The organism is Gordonia sesuvii (assembly GCF_036350415.1).
In the GTDB taxonomy this organism is placed as follows: Bacteria; Actinomycetota; Actinomycetes; order Mycobacteriales; family Mycobacteriaceae; genus Gordonia; species Gordonia sesuvii.
In genome coordinates, this window is the sequence record NZ_JAZDUF010000009.1 from 191,219 (window position 1) to 207,898 (window position 16,680).

Below are 16,680 nucleotides of genomic sequence, written 5' to 3' on the forward strand. Positions count from 1 at the left end.
GGGAGGTCTGTGAGTGACAACCAGGACGCCGACGGTCGCGCTGCTCTATCCGGGCCACGCAGCGGAGGACGACTACCCGCTCGTGGAATCCGCCCTGGGTGGCGTGATCCGCCTGCCGGTGATCATCACCGACATCGAGTCCGATGACCACACCGTGGCGGCCATGCGTGCCGTCGGAACGGACGCGCCACTGCGTGACGGTGCGCGTCGCGCGGCATCGTACGAGCCCGATGCATTGATGTGGGCCTGTACATCCGGCAGCTTCCTGTACGGCTGGGAGGGCGCACATGAGCAGGTTGCCCGCCTCGCCGACGCCGTCGGCCTGCCGGTGTCATCCACCTCGCTCGCGTTCGCCGCGGCGTGCCGCGAACTCGGCGTCACGTCCGTGGCGGTCGCGGCCACCTACCCGGCGCCCGTCGCCGACGGCTTCACCACGTTCCTCGCCGGGGCCGGGATCGCCGTCGTCGCGTCGGCCGCCCACGACATCCACACCGCAACCGAGGCCGGCATCGTCGACGGCGACAACCTGTTCGAGATGATCCGATCGGCGAACTCGCCGGACGCCCAGGCGGTCCTGGTGCCCGACACCGCCCTGCACACGATCGCGTGGGTCGCCGACCTCGAACGCGAGATCGACAAGCCGGTGCTCACAGCCAACCAGGTCACGGCGTGGCAGGCTGCCCGGCTGGCTTACGTCGATGTAGCCGCTGAGGGGCTTGGCGCGTTGTTCCGGCCCTCGGCGGACGAGGTGCGATGGGCGTCGTCGTCGCCGGCTGCCCGCCGCAGATCGCGATAGTGCCGGTTACGTACTCGGAGGACGATCGCCGCCAATGAGGCCGAGATGAGCGAACCGATCAGGACCCCTACCTTGACCACCTCGGCGCGGTCCCCGTCATCGGCATAGGCGAGTTCACCGATCAGCAACGACACCGTGAATCCGATTCCCGCCAACAGTGCAACACCGAAAATGTCGATCCACTTCACACTGCTGTCGAGCGAGGCTCGCGTGACTTCCGAGACGATACGGGTGGTGCCGAGTATCCCGACCACCTTGCCCACCACCAGTCCGGCGATCACACCGAGCGCAACCGGATCGGTGACGGTGTCACCAAGTGCACCGACCCCACCGACGGTCACTCCCGCCGCGAAGAATGCGAAGACAGGCACCGCCACACCGGCCGAGATCGGGCGCACTCGACGTTCGAAATGGTGGGCGAGTCCACCGTGTTCGTTGTCATCTGCACCGTCCCGAGCCAGAACCGGGACTGCGAACCCGAGTAGTACGCCTGCGACGGTCGCGTGAACACCCGACTCGTGCATGAAGATCCAGGTGAGCGTGGCCAGCGGGACGAGGACCCACCACTGCGACACACGTCGCTGCACGCAGATGGCGAAGAGTGCGAGCGGCACCAGTGCCAACGCGAGGAAAGTGAAATCGATTGATTCGCTGTAGAAGACAGCGATAACCGTGATGGCCAGCAGATCATCGACCACAGCCAAGGTCAGCAGGAACGTCCTGAGCGCGACTGGCAGATGTGTAGCCACCACCGCAAGGACAGCAAGAGCGAACGCGATGTCCGTCGCAGCCGGGATGGCCCACCCTTCGACGGCACCATCCCCGGCCGGCAGGGTGACTGCCACGAAAATCGCTGCGGGAACAATCATCCCACCGACAGCACCGGCGATCGGAAGCGCGGCCCGCGAGGGGTCGCGGAGATCCCCGGCAACGAACTTCTGCTTGAGTTCCAGACCGACCACGAAGAAGAATATCGCGAGTAGTCCGTCCGCAGCCCACGCGGAAAGGCTCAGGTCCAGGTGCAAGCCGAAGATGTCGGCGCCGACCTCCACCTCGCCGAGTGCCGCATACGCGTCACCCCAGGGCGAGTTTGCCCAGAGCAGGGCGAATACGGCGGCACCCAGCAACAGGCATCCGCCGACGGTGTCCCGCTGAAGAGTGTCGGAGAGTCGGGAAACGGCTGACCACGAACGACGCGAGACCTCTTTTGCCGTAGGTGATGCCCCGCCCTTCATGGCGAGCCATCGGTCGAGGTCCTCACATCAATTCGACTGTTTCTCGAGCATTGAGCTATCCACATTGCGGTGTTGCGCCTTTCGTGGGTCGACATTTCTACACGAGGCGTCGAACAGTCAACAACCTCGTGGCCGACCAGGCTTCCCGGCACACCGGCCACCGAGTGTAGACGATCGCACCCAGTCGTGCACATCGCGCCGGCACAGCAGGACACAGCCGACATCGACCTGGATCATCAAATATCTTGTGCGTCAAACCATTCGCGAGCTCAACTCACCTGACAAACCGGTACCCCATCCCCGTCTCGGTGAGCAGGTGGCGTGGGTGAGCCGGATCGGCTTCGAGTTTGCGCCGCAGACTGGCCAAGTACACCCGCAGATAGTTGGTCTGGTTGAGATACGTCGGACCCCACACGGACTGCAGGATTTCCTTCTGCGACACCAGTTTGCCCTCGTGGCGGACCAGCATCTCCAGGATTCCCCACTCGGTGGGCGTGAGATGCACCTGCGCGCCACCACGGGTCGCCGACTTCGCGGACAGGTCGACCACGAAGTCGCCTGCGTCGACGACCGGCGCGCCCACGGCATCCGACACCACCGCTCCGCGTCGGACCGCTGCGCGCAGACGCGCCAGGAACTCCTCCATCCCGAAGGGTTTCGTGACGTAGTCGTCGGCACCGGCGTCGAGCGCCGCCACCTTGTCGGCGGCATCCGCACGCGCCGACAACACGATGACCGGCACGTTCGTCCACCCGCGCAGACCCTCGAGAACGGTCAGCCCGTCGATGTCGGGAAGCCCCAGATCGAGGACGACGACCTGCGGGTTGGTGCGCGCGGCGGCGGCGAGCGCCTCCGCGCCGTTGGCGGCGGTGGTCACTGCGAAACCGCGGGCGTTGAGGTTGATCCGCAACGCCCGCAACAACTGTGGCTCGTCGTCGACCACGAGGACCCGGACGTGTGCATTCACGACGGCACGTCCCGGTCGGTGGGTTCCGCGGCCATCGGCAACGAGATCACCATCGTCGTTCCCCCGCCGCTGGTCTCGGTCGCCTCGAGGGTGCCCCCGATGGCGGCGACGAATCCCCGCGCCACCGACAGTCCGAGCCCGACTCCGGTGCTCGCGCCGTTCTGATCCCCGAACTGGTGGAACGCGGTGAACACCCGACCTCGCTCGTCGGGCGGTATCCCGGAGCCGTGGTCGATGACGCGGATGACACATCGGATATCATCTGCGCCGGAATCGGATTCGAGGTCGGTGACGGTCTCGGAACGCGCGTCGACGGTCACCTCGCCGCCACCATGGCGGTAGGCGTTGTCGATGAGGTTGGCCAACGCGCGTTCCAGCAGGCCCCCGTCGGTGTACGCCCACGCCTGTTCCAGCTCGACGGCAGTGGTGGGCGCGGTCGGACCGCTGCGGTGAACGGCCGCGGTGGCACGGTGGACCACCTCGGCCAGGTAGGTCCGCTGCAGCTTCGGGCGCACCGCTCCCGCGGCGAGCCGCGAGGAGTCGAGCAGGTTGCCGACGAGCGCGGCGAGCTGATCGACCGATTCCTCGATGGTGGCGAGCAACTCGGCTGTGTCGGACTCACTGAACGTGACGTCGGTGCTCCGCAGGCTCGACACCGACGCCTTGGCGGCGGCGAGCGGCGTCCGCAGGTCGTGGCTGACCGCGGACAACAGGGCGCGCCGCAGCTCGTCGGTCTGGGCCAGTGCCTCGGCCGCCGCGGCCTCGGATTCCAGCTGATGTCGCTGGACCGCGCCGGCAGCCTGCGTGGCGACCGCGGTGAGCACTCGCCGGTCGCGACCACCGAGCTCGGGTCCGGCGAGCCACAGTTCGAACTCGCCACCGGGGGCCGGGCATACCGTCACCGCGTCGGTCTCCGTCCGCGGCGCGCCGATGCCGACCTCGGACTCGATCGAGATCGCTCCGCGTTCCGACCTACGGATCAGGGCCACCCCGTCCTGGTCATAGGTCTCGCGCACCCGATCGAGCAATGCCGGCACGTCCGCACCGCCGAGCACGGCGCTGGAGAACAGCGCCAACAACTCCGCGTCACGTCCGGCGCGCTGGGCCTGCACGCGACGAACGGTGGCCGAATCGACCAATGCCGCAATGGCCGTCGCGATGATCAGCATGACCAGGATCGTGATCAGATTGTCGGTGTCGTTGATCGTGAAGGTGAAACGCGGGTCGGTGAAGAAGTAGTTGAGCAACAGTCCCGACACCACCGCCGACAACGCCGCAGGTCCGACGCCGCCCAGCATCGACACCGCGAGCACCGCCACGAAGAACAATGCCGACTCACTGGACAATCCGAGCCAGCGATCGAGATAGGTCAGGACGGCTGTGACGATGAACGGCACCACGACCGCGGCGGCCCAGCTCAGCGGACGCTGAAACCGGGTGTCGCGGATGTCGAGCCGATTCCGCTTGCGTGTCTCGTCGTGCGTGACCATGTGCACGTCGATCCGCCCGCTCTCGCGGACCACGGTGGCGCCGACGCCCTCGTCGAGAATGCGTTGCCACCGCGGGCGACGGGATGTCCCCAGCACCAACTGGGTCGCATTGACGCCACGGGCAAACTCCAACAGCGTGGTCGGGATGTCGTCGCCGACGACGGTGTGGATCTTCGCACCGAACCCTGCTGCGAGGTCTCGTAGGGTGTCGATGTCGAAACGGGTCCGGTCGGCGAGACCGTCCCCGGCGACGATGTGCACCACGACGAGTTCTGCACTGGACCGGGACGCGATCCGACTGGCCCGCCGAAGCAGCGTCGCCGATTCGGGACCTCCGGTGATCGCGACGACGACCCGTTCCCGCGCCTCCCATGTCTCGGTGATCGCGTGCGCAGCACGGTAATCGGCGAGATTGTCGTCGACCTGATCGGCGAGCCACAGCAGTGCCAATTCACGCAGCGCGGTGAGGTTGCCCTGCCGGAAGTAGTTCGCCAGCGCGCCGTCGATCCGACCGCCCGGGTAGACTTTTCCGGCCGACAGCCGCTGGCGTAGCGCTTCGGGGGCGATGTCCACCAGTTCGATCTGATCGGCCGCCCGCACGACGTCGTCGGGCACGGTCTCGCGTTGGACCACACCGGTTATCTGTGCGACGACGTCGTTCAGGCTCTCCAGGTGCTGGATGTTGATGGTCGACAGGACATCGATGCCCGCATCCCGCAGGACCTCGATGTCCTGCCACCGCTTGGTGTTCCGCAGCCCGGGTGCATTGGTGTGGGCCAGCTCGTCGACCAGGGCGACCTGGGGCTTTCGCGCCAGGACGGCGTCGAGGTCCATCTCCTCGAGAACGGTGCCGCGGTACTCGACCGGCCTGCGGGCGACCGTCTCGAATCCCTCGATGAGCGCTGCGGTCGCCACACGGCCGTGCGATTCCACCACCGCGACAACCACATCGGCGCCTTCGTCGACGAGCACCCGGGCGCTGGCAAGCATCTCGTATGTCTTGCCGACGCCCGGGGCACAACCGAGGAAGACCTCGAGTCGTCCACGCGCATCACTCGCCGCGGCCATGTCGATCAGTGTATCCGGCGGCAATCGGAGTCAGGCTCGTCACGGACACGCCGGTGCCGTGTGGCCGAGTGCGAGATTCACCTTCAGCACGTTGACGCGTGGCTGTCCCAGGAAGCCGAGCGGGCGCGACGAGGTGTTGTCGTCGATGATCTGCTCGACCCGTTGCACCGGCAGGCCGTTCTCGCGGGCCAATCTGGGCATCTGGAGCCGTGCGTACTCCGGGGAGATCTCGGGGTCGAGACCCGACCCCGAGCCGGTCACCGCATCCACCGGCACCTCCGCCGGATCCACCCCCTCGCGGGCCGCGATGACGGTACGCCGCTCGACGATCCAGTCCACGAGTTCCTCGTTGTTCGGGCCCTTGTTGCTCGCCGCCGACGCCGACGGGTCGCCGACGGCCATGGCGTCGTCGCTCGATCCCAGGACTCTCGCGTGCAGGAACGGGTCGGGCTGCCCCGGCTCGACCTTCGGGTCGAGCCCGATCAACTCCGAGCCCACCGAGCATCCCCGCGCGTCCTGGATCTGTGATCCCTCCGCAGAGCTGCTGCCGATCCGCGACACCGCCCACACGGCCGCCGGATAGGCGACTCCGAGGACCACCGTGAGAGCGAGAAGCACTCCGGCCGCGGCCACCCACTGACGCACGAATCCCGACATGACTGTCTTCATTTGTTCATCCCATTCCCGGAAGAAGGCGCACCACGAGGTCGATCAGCCAGATCCCGAGGAACGGCGTGATCACTCCCCCGATGCCGTAGATCATCAGATTGCGGCCGAGTAGACGTGACGCCGCGGCCGGACGATAGCGAACACCGCGCAGCGACAACGGGATCAGAGCCACGATGACCAGGGCATTGAAGATCACTGCGGACACGATCGCCGACTGCGCCGAGTGCAGATGCATGATGTTCAGCGCATCGAGCTGCGGGTAGATCGAGCTGAACAGTGCCGGCAGGATGGCGAAGTACTTCGCGAGATCGTTCGCCAGCGAGAACGTGGTGAGCGCGCCACGGGTGATGAGCAGCTGCTTGCCGATCGCCACCACGTCGATCAGCTTCGTCGGGTCGGAGTCGAGGTCGACCATGTTGCCGGCCTCCTTGGCCGCCGACGTACCGGTGTTCATCGCCAGTCCGACGTCGGCTTGTGCGAGCGCCGGTGCGTCGTTGGTGCCGTCTCCGGTCATCGCGACGAGCCGGCCGCCCGACTGCTCCTTGCGGATCAGCGCGAGTTTGTCCTCCGGGGTGGCCTCGGCGACGAAGTCGTCGACCCCGGCCTCTGCTGCGATCGCCTTCGCGGTCAGCGGGTTGTCGCCGGTGACCATCACCGTCTTGATCCCCATCGCTCGCAACTGCGCGAATCGTTCGGACATGCCGGGCTTGACCACATCCGACAGCACGATGACGCCCAGCACCACCGGCACCCCGCCCCCGCCCCCGCCCCCGCCGACAGAACCCACTTTTCCGCCGACAGAACCCGTTTTCGCGCCGACAGAACCCTCGTCTGCGCCGACGGAACCGCGAACGGCGACCATGAGCGGTGTCGCCCCGCCCGACGAGACCCGCTCGACCTGCTCGAGCACGGACGCGGTCACCTCACCACCTCCGGCGACCACCCACCGGGCGACGGCATCGGCTGCGCCTTTCCGGTACTCGACGGTCCCCTCCCGGCCGTGACGGTCGATGCCGCTCATTCGGGTCTCCGCGGTGAACGGCACGGCCTCGTACTCGGGGTGCTGATGCGCGCGGGCGGCGGCGAGCGTCGCGGGATCGATCTCCTCCACCGCGAAGTCACCTACACACAGTTCGACGATGCTGCGGCCCTCCGGGGTGTCGTCGGCGAGGCTGCAGATGTAGGCGACGCGGGCGAGGTCGACGGCGTCGATCCCGGCCGCGCCGAGGAGTTCGGTGGCCCGCCGATTGCCGAAGGTGATGGTCCCGGTCTTGTCCATCAGCAGGGTGTCGATGTCGCCGGCGGCTTCGACGGCTCGCCCCGACATCGCGAGCACGTTGCGTTGCACCAGACGATCCATGCCGGCGATGCCGATCGATGACAGCAACGCACCGATCGTCGTGGGGATGAGGCAGACCAGCAGCGCGATCAGTTTGATCGGATCGGGTTCCTGGCCCGCGTATTGCTGCATCGGCCCGACCGCGACCACCGCCAGGAGGAAGATGATCGTCAGGCTCGTCAGCAGGATGTCGAGGGCGATCTCGTTGGGCGTCTTCTTCCGTGCGGCTCCCTCGACGAGGGCGATCATCCGGTCGACGAAGGTCTCGCCGGGCGCCGTCGTGATCTTGACGACGATCCGGTCCGAGAGGACCACGGTGCCGCCGGTGACGGCCGAACGGTCGCCGCCGGACTCGCGGACGACGGGCGCGGACTCGCCGGTGATGGCCGACTCGTCGACGGTGGCGATGCCGTCCACCACATCGCCGTCGCCGGCGATCACCTCACCGGCCTCGACGACGATCAGGTCGCCGATCCGCAGGGCGCTGCCTGGCACCTCGGTGGTCGCACCCTTGTCGTCGAGGCGGCGAGCCGTTGTGTCCTGCTTGACCTTTCGCAGGCTGTCGGCCTGTGCGCGGCCGCGACCCTCGGCGACGGCCTCGGCCAGGTTGGCGAAGACGACCGTGAACCACAACCATACGGTCACCGCCCACGCGAACCAGGACGGCTGCCAGATCGCCAGCAGCGTGGTGATGACCGCCCCGATGTACACGACGAACATCACCGGGTTGCGGGCCTGTGCGCGGGGTGACAGCTTGCGAATTGCTTGTGGCAGTGAGGTGATCAACGTTCGTACGTCGAATGCGCCACTCGTGACGAGCTGCGTCTTGTCTGCTCCCTGAGGAGCGAGCTCGCGAGCGTCCCCCGCTCCCTGAGGAGCGAGCTTGCGAGCGTCACGAAGGTACCCTTCGTGACGCACACTCACTCCGTTCGCGTGCTCCTCAGGGGTCAAAGGGGGCACCTCACCTGATCCCTGAGGAGCCTCGCGAGGTACGAGCGATGCGTCACGAAGGGTCTCGCGCCGTCGACTTGCAGGAGTGGTCACAGCATTGCCTCCGCGATCGGTCCCAGCGCCATCGCCGGGAAGAAGGTGAGTCCGGCAACCAGCAGGATGGTGCCGACGAGCAACGCGCCGAACAGCAGTCCGTGCGTGGGGAGCGTCGACGGATCGTCGACACGCGCTCGCGAGAGGGTCGGAATCCGTTCAGCAACAACAGTTGTACCGTCCGACACGCGCTGCCGATCCTCATCCGCGCCAACGTCGTCGACCGCTGCCTGCCGAGTACGTGGCTTCTGCCGCGCAAGCAGACCCGCCAGCGACAGGACGAAGATGATCGGCAGGAATCGCCCCAGCAGCATGGCGATACCGAGAGATGTCTGGAACCAGTCACTGGTGACGGTGAGCCCACCGAACGCGCTGCCGTTGTTGTTGGCGGCCGACGTGTACGCGTAGATCACCTCACTGAATCCGTGGATCGACCCGGGCGTACCGGCGTCGCCGCTGTTGCCCTGGAAGCCCGTCGTCGAACCGAGGATCACCGAGATCGCGGTGCCGGCGAGGACGAGCGCCGGCATCACCAGCACATAGAGCGCGCACACCGTGATCTCGTTCTGTCCGATCTTCTTGCCCAGGAACTCCGGTGACCGGCCGACGAGGAGACCGCCCACGAACACCGTGATGACAGCCATGATGAGAATCCCGTACAGCCCGGCCCCAACACCGCCGGGCGCGACCTCGCCGAGCAGCATGTTCCAGATCAGCGCACCGCCACCGGCGGCCGAATAACTGTCGTGCATGGAATTGACTGCACCCGTAGATGTTCCCGTCGTCGAGACAGCCCACAAGACCGATGCCGGGATACCGAACCGCTGCTCCTTGCCCTCCATCATCGCACCGGCAGCAGACGAAGCTGTTCCTGCGGCGCCGGATTCGGCGATCCAGACGATGGCCAGCATCGCCGTCCAGATCGCGGTCATCACACCCAGAAGCGTGAGTCCCTGCCGACGGTCACCAACCAACGTGCCGTAGGTGCGGGTCAGGCACACCGGGACGATCAAGAGGGCGATGTTCTCCACGATGTTCGACAGCGGTGTCGGGTTGGAGAACGGATGAGCCGAGTTGATCGAGAGTGTTCCGCCACCGTTGGTGCCGATCTCCTTGATCGCCTCCTGGGATGCGAACGGACCGACCATACTGCGCATCTGTTCCCCGTCGAGCGTGACGAAGTCGAATCCCGTGCGGAAGGACTGAATCGCGCCCTGGGTCAGTAGTATCACTGCGACGATGAAGCTCAGCGGCAACAGGATTCGCACCGTTCCGCGGATCAGGTCGACCCAGAAGTTGCCCAGTTCGCCATCGCCCTTGCGGTTCATGATGCCGCGGATCAGTGCGACAGCGACGGCCATCCCGACGGCCGCGGACACGAAGTTCTGCACCGTGAGGCCGACCATCTGTGTCAGGTTGCTCATCACCGCTTCGGGCGAATACGACTGCCAGTTGGTGTTGGTGACGAACGAGATCGCGGTGTTGAACGCCATCGACGGATCGACGCCGGGCTTGTCGTCCGACCACGGGAGCACGCCCTGCAAACGTTGGATCGCATACAGGATCAGGAACGACATCACGGAGAATCCGAGTACGGCAAGGGCATACCGGACCCAGGTCTGTTGTCCACGCGGGTCGATTCGGCCGATCCGATACAGAATGCGCTCCACCCGGAGGTCACGGCCGGAGTCGTAGACGCGGGCCATGTAGTCACCGAGCGGTACGTACAACACGGCCAGCACCGCGATCAGCAGGGCGAGTTGAAGGAGGCCGGCGGAGGTTTCGGACACCTGCTCAGAACCTTTCCGGCGCAATCAGCGCCGCCAGCAGATAGATCACGACAGCACCTGCGACCGCCAGCAACACGACCGCGGTCACCCCGGCGGCCGTCATCGGCCGATCCTCACGTCGACGCCGCGCACGACCAACAGGCAGGCCACGAAGCCTGCGAGCGCCGCGAGCAGATACAGCAGGTCTGCCACTTCCACTCCTTGTTCGAAGTCGATTCCGTGCAGCAGCTGCCGCACGGCACGACGAACAGGATCACTCCGCCAGACGCCGGTGCACAGGGTCCTTAACGCGATCCATACGCGCGCAGAACCGTTCTTGATGGCGCGTATGCACTCGTCGAATCCGGCGTCAGGATGACGTCAAGATGTGCTCGACCGGCGTGTAGATCTCGTTGCGAAGCCGCTGCCCCGACTTCGGCGGGAGTAGGCCTGATGACATGAGCGACACAACTTTTGGGCCACTACGCCGATCGCAGCCGACTGCGCCCGTCGCGGCGGTACATCCCCGCCGGCCACATCGTCTCGCCGGACCCGATTCGTGGGGCATGATGCGAGTGGGGTACGCGCGGCATTGGGCGCAGTACCGGCTGATCATCTACCCTCCGGGGATTCCATACGAGCAACGGTTGCGGCTGCGCATCTGGTACGCCGCGCCCATCTGGGGTTCGGCCGTGGGCCTCGTCCTCTGGACCGTCCTCGCGGGTGCGGGTGTCGGCGTGGTTTGGTCGATCTCGGTGCCCGCACTGATCACCGCGGCCGCCGTCGTGTGGTCGGAGCGGACCACCCATCAGGTTCGTCGTCGCATCCACCACCGGACGGTGTGGCTCGACCTGACTGCGGACCCACTCACGTCGGTACCACGCAATCACCTGCTCGACATCGTCGATGCTCTGCGACGCAACGACGCCGACCTGCGCAATGGACGCATCAATCCGGCTCAGCACGAGGCGATCTGGGCGCGGTGCTACGACCAGTTGATCTGATCACGCCGGCTGCTCTCGCGAGGGGCGCTGTGTTCGGGAAGGTCAGCTGGGAGGAGTGCGCTGGATCGAGATACCGATCGTGCCGTCCTTGCCACGACGCCAGGTCGACGCTGTGACGATGACCTTTCCGAGCAGACCGTATTTCCGACGGATCAGCTCACGAACCCGCTCGGTTCCCGCGGCGTCGAGCACCTCGCCGGTACCCTCGACGACCTCACCGCGCGTCTTCTTCCCGCGTGCGTCGCAGGCCTGTACGAGGACACGGCTGTCCCGGCGCAGTCGCTTCACCTTCCACGAATCGGTTTCCGTCCACACCACCATCCGGTCCCCGTCCATCGCCGCCCAGATGGGTGACGGTTTGGGCGTGCCGTCCTTGCGGAAGGTGGTCAGCTGGACATAGGTGGCATCGGTCGCTTCGCCAAAAGGTGCGCCATCGGACATGAGCCTCAGGCTACTCGGGCGAACAGCGACTGCCCGTCGTCGCCGGACAGCGATTCGGCCACCAAACCCGCATCCGACAGCGTCGCCCAGGCCGTGACCTGATTGGCCGACAGCACCGGCTTGCCGAGCTCCGCCTCCATGAGGCCGAGGATCTCGTAGGTCCACAAGTTGGTGCACGATACGAAGATCGCGTCCGCATCCGGATGGTCGGCGGCCCGGATCAGATCGCACGTCACCGCATACGGAATGGTCCAGATCTCATGGTCGCGCCCCAATCCAGCCTGGGACACCACCGTGCGGCCGGCCTCGCCGATGAAGTCGCACAGCAGCCCGGTCAGTGCCGACGTGTACGGGGTGGCCACCGCGATGCGGCTCAGGTTCATCACGTCGAGAGCGCGCACCAACGCCTCCGACGTGGTCACCGCCGCCGCGGCGCCTGCTGCGATCATGCAGTGCGACAGCTCCCGCGCGCCGGTCATCCCGTACACGAAACTTCCTGACGCGCAGGCGTATCCGACGACGTGCGGCCCGACCGCGGTGATGCTGCGAACCGCGGCCGTGATGTCGGCGTGATTGTTGAGGTCGCGGCACAGATCGACGTCGACCGGGGCGTCGATGAATCCGGTGCGCGTGAAGTAGATGGACGCTGAGTCCGGCATCCAACGCCACAGCTCGCGGTCGAGCGCCATGTCGAACGGACACACCATGCCGATCCCCACCTGCTGCTGGGGGACGCCTGTGACCTCCACCGGTTTCATGCAGGAATGATGACACATTGTCGGATTGTCAACAATCCAGGTGAGGTGACGTTTGTGTTACCGCGGTCTACCAAGGTCAGTCGGTGATTCCGAAGGCGATGATGCGTTCCGGATGGACCCGGATCAACGCTGAGTCCATGCCTGGTCGGGGTGACGGCGCATCGGTGATCTGCTCGCCCCGGCCGCGGATCTCGACCATGCGCACCCGCCACGGTGTCACCGACGCCAGGTCGTCGACGACGAACGCCACCCGGTCGTTGTGCGCGAGGTTGCGGAACTTGCGACTCGTCGACAGGCTCAGCCCGCCGATGTCGATGGTGCCCAGCTCCTCGTTCACCCAGAACCCGACCGGATTGTTCTGCGGTGCCCCGTGCCGGTCGACCGTCGCCAATCGGCCGAGCTTCTGAGTTGCCAGGTACTCGAGCACATCGGGATCGGACAGTTTGCGTTCGGTCATCTGCGTCGTCATGCCCGCGACGTTAAGACCTCAAGTCCACTTGAGGTCAAGCTCCGCCGCGCGAAACCGTCGGCCGGGCCGCTGCCCGCGCCATCGCGACCCGCTCGCGCGTCACGCACTCGAGGGCGTGGTCGTTGACGATGCCGCTGGCCTGCAGCAGCGCGAACATGGTGGTTGGTCCGACGAACTTCCAGCCCCGCTTCTTGAGTTCCTTCGACAGCGCGATCGACTCGGCAGACGTGGTCTGCGACTGCGGTTCCGCCTCAGCATCGGCTTCGTATCGCCAGAAGAAACCGGGCAATGATCCCTCACTCTCGATCAGTTCTTCGGCGCGACGAGCGTTGTTGATGGTCGCGTCGATCTTGCCGCGATGTCGCACGATCCCGGCGTCCGCGAGCAGTCGGGCCACATCGGCGTCGGTGAACCGGGCGACCTTCTCGATGGAGAAGCCGGCGAATGCGGCGCGGAAGTTCTCCCGCTTGGTGAGGATGGTGCGCCAGCTCAAACCGGACTGGAAGCCCTCGAGGGCGACCCGTTCGAAGAACGCGTCGTCGCCCTCGAGGGGGAATCCCCACTCGTCGTCGTGGTAGGTGGTCTCCGGCTCGACCGCCGCCCAACCGCAGCGGGTCACGCCGTCATCTCCGGTGGTCACGAACGACATGCGCACTCCTCGGGCTCGGTGATCAACCGCACCCTACCGGCGTGCTGCGACAGCTCAGGCCGACGCGGTGATCGGCATCTGCAGCTCGGTCTGCCACTTCTCCTCCGGCTCGGGATGGCTGACCAGGTAGACCTCCCGGGCGGTGCCGTCGGTGACGTATCCGTTGTCGTCGATCCAGGTCGCGAGGGTCTGGTAGCCCTCCCCGATGTTGGCCATCTCGCCCTCGTGGATGTAGCTCGCCACCTGCTCCTGTCCCGGAAGAGTGGAGATCTCGAGTCCATCGACGTTCACACCGTCGGCGACGGTGCATCCGGCGGTGACGGTCATCTTGCCGTCGCCGGTCGGCGCGTAGGTCGCGACGATCGGGCCGGCAGGTTGCACCCCGGCAACCTGCAGCGGGCCGAACAACTCACCGAAGAGCGTTTGGATGACGGGTGCGATGTCCTCGCTGTTGGCGCTGTCGGCGACGCCGGACACGGACGCGATCCGAAGTTGCTCGACCGACTTCACGGTGACGGAACTGGTGCTCATTCTGCCTTCCCTTTCGATCATCCGGAGTCTCGCCTCGATGCGCCGTAGGCGGTCGGAATCGGCCTCGATCTGGGCCGCCACCTGCGATTGCCGCAGAGTCAGCATGCCCCGCAATTCGGCGGTGTCGACGTCGGCGTCGATGATCCGGGTGACCTCGGACAGGGTGAATCCCAGATCCTTCAGCGCGACCAGCCGGTTGAGCCGACGGAGTTGGTCGGCCTCGTAATAGCGGTAGCCGGTGTGGTCGTCGACTCGTGCCGGTTGCAGGAGCCCGATCGAGTCGTAGTGCCGCAACATCCGTACCGACACCCGACCCATCGTGGCGAAATCTCCGATGGTGAACATGACACGATCACACTCCTGTCTCACACGGTGTCAGGGTCAAGGTGCCATTTCCGGCGACACCGATCGATACCGAATCGTGGCATCGGATCACGACTCCGTGACCGTATCCGTCGTCGACCTCGCAGTTGCGCGAGGGCGCCTAACCTGCGGGTATGACCCGAACCGACGGTGCCACCACCACGTCCTCGCCCGCGCCGGGATATCTGCCGATCGCCGACCACGGCGTCATCGGCGACCTGCGCACGGCCGCCGTGATCGGCGTGGACGGCCGGATCGACTGGTTCTGCTGCCCGCGCTTCGATTCCCCCAGCGTCTTCGGCTCGCTGCTCGACGCGGAGCGTGGCGGCGCGTGGACGATCGAACAGCTCGACGGCGACGTCACGACCCGGCAGTTCTATCTCCCCGACTCCAACGTTCTGGTGACCCGCTTCATGAGCGACGACGGCGTGGCCGAGGTGCAGGATCTGATGCCGATCGCACGTCCCCACGACGACGACCACCGCACGCGAATCGTGCGCCGGGTCGTCTGCGTACGCGGTGAGGTGACGTTCCGGATGCGACTCGCGCCGCGGTTCGACTACGGCTGCGCGCCACACACCGTGTCGGTCGACGGCGGTCGCGTCGGTTTCGAGGCGGACGGATTCGCCCTGCACGTCCTCGGCGAGGGCGACTGGACGGTTCTCGACGACCGTGACATCGAGACGACATTCACCGTGCGAACCGGCGAATCGAGGACCACGGTGGCAGCCCCGGATCCGATCGCCGACGACTGCTTCGCGCACGACCGCGAACCGGCGGTGGTCGCCGAGACCGTCGCATTCTGGCAGCGCTGGATCTCGCAGAGCACCTACACCGGCCGGTGGCGCGAGATGGTGCACCGGTCGGCGCTGACGCTCAAACTGCTGACGCATGAGCCCACCGGCGCGGTGGTGTCGGCGGTGACCGCCGGACTTCCGGAGAGCATTGGCGGCGAACGTAACTGGGACTACCGTTACGTGTGGATTCGGGACACCGCGTTCACGCTGTACGCCCTGCTGCGACTCGGGTTCACCGACGAGGCGGCGTCCTTCATGCAGTGGCTGACGTGCCGCTTCGCCGACGGCGGTGACGAACAGACGGGCCCGCTGCGCCTGATGTACACGCTCGACGGTGATCCACCGCCGAGCGAGACTCGGCTCGACTGGGAAGGGTACGAGGGGTCGTCGCCGGTGGTGATCGGCAACGCCGCCGCCCAGCAACGCCAGCTCGACATCTACGGGGAACTCATCGACTCGGTCTACCTGTACAACAAGTACGGACCGGGCATCTCGTATGACTCATGGGCCCAGCTGTGCGAGGTCGCGGCGTGGCTCGTCGACAACTGGGATCAACCCGATCAGAGCATCTGGGAGGTCCGGACCGAACCCCGCCATCATGTGTACTCGCGGCTGATGTGCTGGGTGGCTTTGGAGCGGATGATCCGGATGAGCCGACAGCGCGGGCTGCCCGGCGACGTCGCCACCTGGATGGCCACCCGTGACGAGATCTTCACCCAGATCATGGAGCGCGGTTGGAACGAGAAGCTCGAAGCATTCGTGCAGACCCTCGACTCCGATCGGCTCGACGCCGCGCTGCTGCTCATCCCGGCGGTCAAACTCCTCGCCCCCACCGACCAGCGGTTTGTGAGTACCTTGCGCGCCATCGAGGACGAATTGGTCAGCGATTCACTGGTGTTTCGCTACGACACCTCCGACGGCCACGACGGTCTCGACGGCGGCGAGGGCACGTTCTCGCTGTGTTCGTTCTGGTATGTGGAGGCACTGACACGATCCGGTCGGCTCGCCGACGCCCGGCTCGCCATGGAGAAGATGTTCACCCACGCCAACCATCTCGGGCTCTACGCGGAGCAGATCGGCCTGACCGGCGCACAACTGGGGAACATGCCGCAGGCCTTCACGCATCTGTCCCTGATCAGCGCTGCCATCAACCTCGACCGACGCCTAGTACTACAGCCGTAGATCGCGGTTGGTGAGAATGCTGCGGCGTGTTTGCGCAGTTCAGAGCGGTTGTCGGGGCATGATTCAGAATTTGTGACGAAACCAAATACGCCCGCGACAACCGCGGATT

The 16,680-nt window shown here is 66.0% G+C and carries 15 protein-coding genes; 3 read left to right on the forward strand and 12 right to left on the reverse strand.

The window, feature by feature from the left end; genetic code table 11:
• Positions 1-13 precede the first annotated feature (13 nt).
• The gene (locus tag VZC37_RS23490; protein WP_330436358.1) at positions 14-796 is read left to right on the forward strand and encodes a maleate cis-trans isomerase family protein; all 783 of its coding nucleotides are present in this window, start codon (positions 14-16) and stop codon (positions 794-796) included.
• Here VZC37_RS23490 and nhaA read toward each other — a convergent pair.
• From nhaA to VZC37_RS23525, 7 genes are all read right to left on the reverse strand, one after another.
• Positions 691-2,031: a Na+/H+ antiporter NhaA gene (gene nhaA, locus VZC37_RS23495; RefSeq protein ID WP_330436361.1), complete on the reverse strand. Its 1,341-nt coding sequence runs from the start codon at positions 2,029-2,031 to the stop codon at positions 691-693. The genes VZC37_RS23490 and nhaA overlap by 106 nt on opposite strands.
• A 274-nt stretch (positions 2,032-2,305) precedes the next feature.
• The gene (locus VZC37_RS23500) at positions 2,306-2,998 is read right to left on the reverse strand and encodes a response regulator (RefSeq protein ID WP_330436363.1); all 693 of its coding nucleotides are present in this window, start codon (positions 2,996-2,998) and stop codon (positions 2,306-2,308) included.
• The gene (locus tag VZC37_RS23505; RefSeq protein WP_330436364.1) at positions 2,995-5,556 is read right to left on the reverse strand and encodes a sensor histidine kinase KdpD; all 2,562 of its coding nucleotides are present in this window, start codon (positions 5,554-5,556) and stop codon (positions 2,995-2,997) included. Before VZC37_RS23505 ends, VZC37_RS23500 begins: the two co-directional genes overlap by 4 nt.
• Before the next feature lie 39 nt (positions 5,557-5,595).
• Positions 5,596-6,225 carry a potassium-transporting ATPase subunit C gene (locus VZC37_RS23510; protein WP_330436366.1) on the reverse strand — a complete coding sequence of 210 codons (630 nt, stop codon included), beginning with the start codon at positions 6,223-6,225 and terminating at the stop codon, positions 5,596-5,598.
• A 4-nt stretch (positions 6,226-6,229) separates the two neighbouring features.
• Entirely contained in the window at positions 6,230-8,350 is a 2,121-nt protein-coding gene (kdpB, locus tag VZC37_RS23515) for a potassium-transporting ATPase subunit KdpB (protein ID WP_330436368.1), read from the reverse strand.
• Positions 8,351-8,604: 254 nt separating this feature from the next.
• Positions 8,605-10,398, reverse strand: a complete 1,794-nt coding sequence (gene kdpA, locus VZC37_RS23520) for a potassium-transporting ATPase subunit KdpA (RefSeq protein WP_330436369.1) — start codon at positions 10,396-10,398, stop codon at positions 8,605-8,607.
• A gap of 4 nt (positions 10,399-10,402) precedes the next feature.
• Positions 10,403-10,501, reverse strand: coding sequence for a potassium-transporting ATPase subunit F (locus tag VZC37_RS23525; protein WP_330436371.1), 99 nt, complete (start codon positions 10,499-10,501; stop codon positions 10,403-10,405).
• 334 nt (positions 10,502-10,835) lie between these two features.
• Here VZC37_RS23525 and VZC37_RS23530 point away from each other — a divergent pair, with 334 nt between their 5' ends.
• On the forward strand, positions 10,836-11,381 hold the full coding sequence (locus tag VZC37_RS23530) for a DUF6611 family protein (protein WP_330436373.1): 546 nt from the start codon (positions 10,836-10,838) through the stop codon (positions 11,379-11,381).
• 42 nt (positions 11,382-11,423) lie between these two features.
• On the opposite strand, the gene VZC37_RS23535 is transcribed toward VZC37_RS23530, so the two are convergent.
• The 5 genes from VZC37_RS23535 to VZC37_RS23555 all read right to left on the reverse strand — a co-directional run bounded on the left by VZC37_RS23535 (position 11,424) and on the right by VZC37_RS23555 (position 14,574).
• Positions 11,424-11,822: a PPOX class F420-dependent oxidoreductase gene (locus VZC37_RS23535; RefSeq protein ID WP_330436375.1), complete on the reverse strand. Its 399-nt coding sequence runs from the start codon at positions 11,820-11,822 to the stop codon at positions 11,424-11,426.
• Positions 11,823-11,827: 5 nt separating this feature from the next.
• On the reverse strand, positions 11,828-12,580 hold the full coding sequence (locus VZC37_RS23540) for a maleate cis-trans isomerase family protein (protein ID WP_330436376.1): 753 nt from the start codon (positions 12,578-12,580) through the stop codon (positions 11,828-11,830).
• 76 nt (positions 12,581-12,656) lie between these two features.
• Positions 12,657-13,049: a PPOX class F420-dependent oxidoreductase gene (locus VZC37_RS23545; RefSeq protein ID WP_330436377.1), complete on the reverse strand. Its 393-nt coding sequence runs from the start codon at positions 13,047-13,049 to the stop codon at positions 12,657-12,659.
• A 34-nt stretch (positions 13,050-13,083) separates the two neighbouring features.
• Positions 13,084-13,698: a DNA-3-methyladenine glycosylase I gene (locus VZC37_RS23550; RefSeq protein WP_330436379.1), complete on the reverse strand. Its 615-nt coding sequence runs from the start codon at positions 13,696-13,698 to the stop codon at positions 13,084-13,086.
• A 54-nt stretch (positions 13,699-13,752) separates the two neighbouring features.
• Positions 13,753-14,574, reverse strand: a complete 822-nt coding sequence (locus tag VZC37_RS23555; RefSeq protein WP_330436381.1) for a MerR family transcriptional regulator — start codon at positions 14,572-14,574, stop codon at positions 13,753-13,755.
• A 152-nt stretch (positions 14,575-14,726) separates the two neighbouring features.
• Between VZC37_RS23555 and VZC37_RS23560 the strand changes: the two genes are divergently transcribed.
• Positions 14,727-16,571, forward strand: coding sequence for a glycoside hydrolase family 15 protein (locus VZC37_RS23560; protein ID WP_330436383.1), 1,845 nt, complete (start codon positions 14,727-14,729; stop codon positions 16,569-16,571).
• Positions 16,572-16,680: the final 109 nt, after the last annotated feature.

What these genes read in the sequence shown, in the direction of transcription:
- nhaA (WP_330436361.1), bottom strand. Translation starts at nt 2,031, where the DNA reads ATGAAGGGCGGGGCATCACCTACGGCAAAAGAGGTCTCGCGTCGTTCG.
- VZC37_RS23505 (WP_330436364.1), bottom strand. Translation starts at nt 5,556, where the DNA reads ATGGCCGCGGCGAGTGATGCGCGTGGACGACTCGAGGTCTTCCTCGGT.
- VZC37_RS23510 (WP_330436366.1), bottom strand. Translation starts at nt 6,225, where the DNA reads ATGAAGACAGTCATGTCGGGATTCGTGCGTCAGTGGGTGGCCGCGGCC.
- VZC37_RS23525 (WP_330436371.1), bottom strand. Translation starts at nt 10,501, where the DNA reads ATGACGGCCGCCGGGGTGACCGCGGTCGTGTTGCTGGCGGTCGCAGGT.
- VZC37_RS23530 (WP_330436373.1), top strand. Translation starts at nt 10,836, where the DNA reads ATGAGCGACACAACTTTTGGGCCACTACGCCGATCGCAGCCGACTGCG.
- VZC37_RS23535 (WP_330436375.1), bottom strand. Translation starts at nt 11,822, where the DNA reads ATGTCCGATGGCGCACCTTTTGGCGAAGCGACCGATGCCACCTATGTC.
- VZC37_RS23540 (WP_330436376.1), bottom strand. Translation starts at nt 12,580, where the DNA reads ATGAAACCGGTGGAGGTCACAGGCGTCCCCCAGCAGCAGGTGGGGATC.
- VZC37_RS23545 (WP_330436377.1), bottom strand. Translation starts at nt 13,049, where the DNA reads ATGACGACGCAGATGACCGAACGCAAACTGTCCGATCCCGATGTGCTC.
- VZC37_RS23550 (WP_330436379.1), bottom strand. Translation starts at nt 13,698, where the DNA reads ATGTCGTTCGTGACCACCGGAGATGACGGCGTGACCCGCTGCGGTTGG.
- VZC37_RS23555 (WP_330436381.1), bottom strand. Translation starts at nt 14,574, where the DNA reads ATGTTCACCATCGGAGATTTCGCCACGATGGGTCGGGTGTCGGTACGG.
- VZC37_RS23560 (WP_330436383.1), top strand. Translation starts at nt 14,727, where the DNA reads ATGACCCGAACCGACGGTGCCACCACCACGTCCTCGCCCGCGCCGGGA.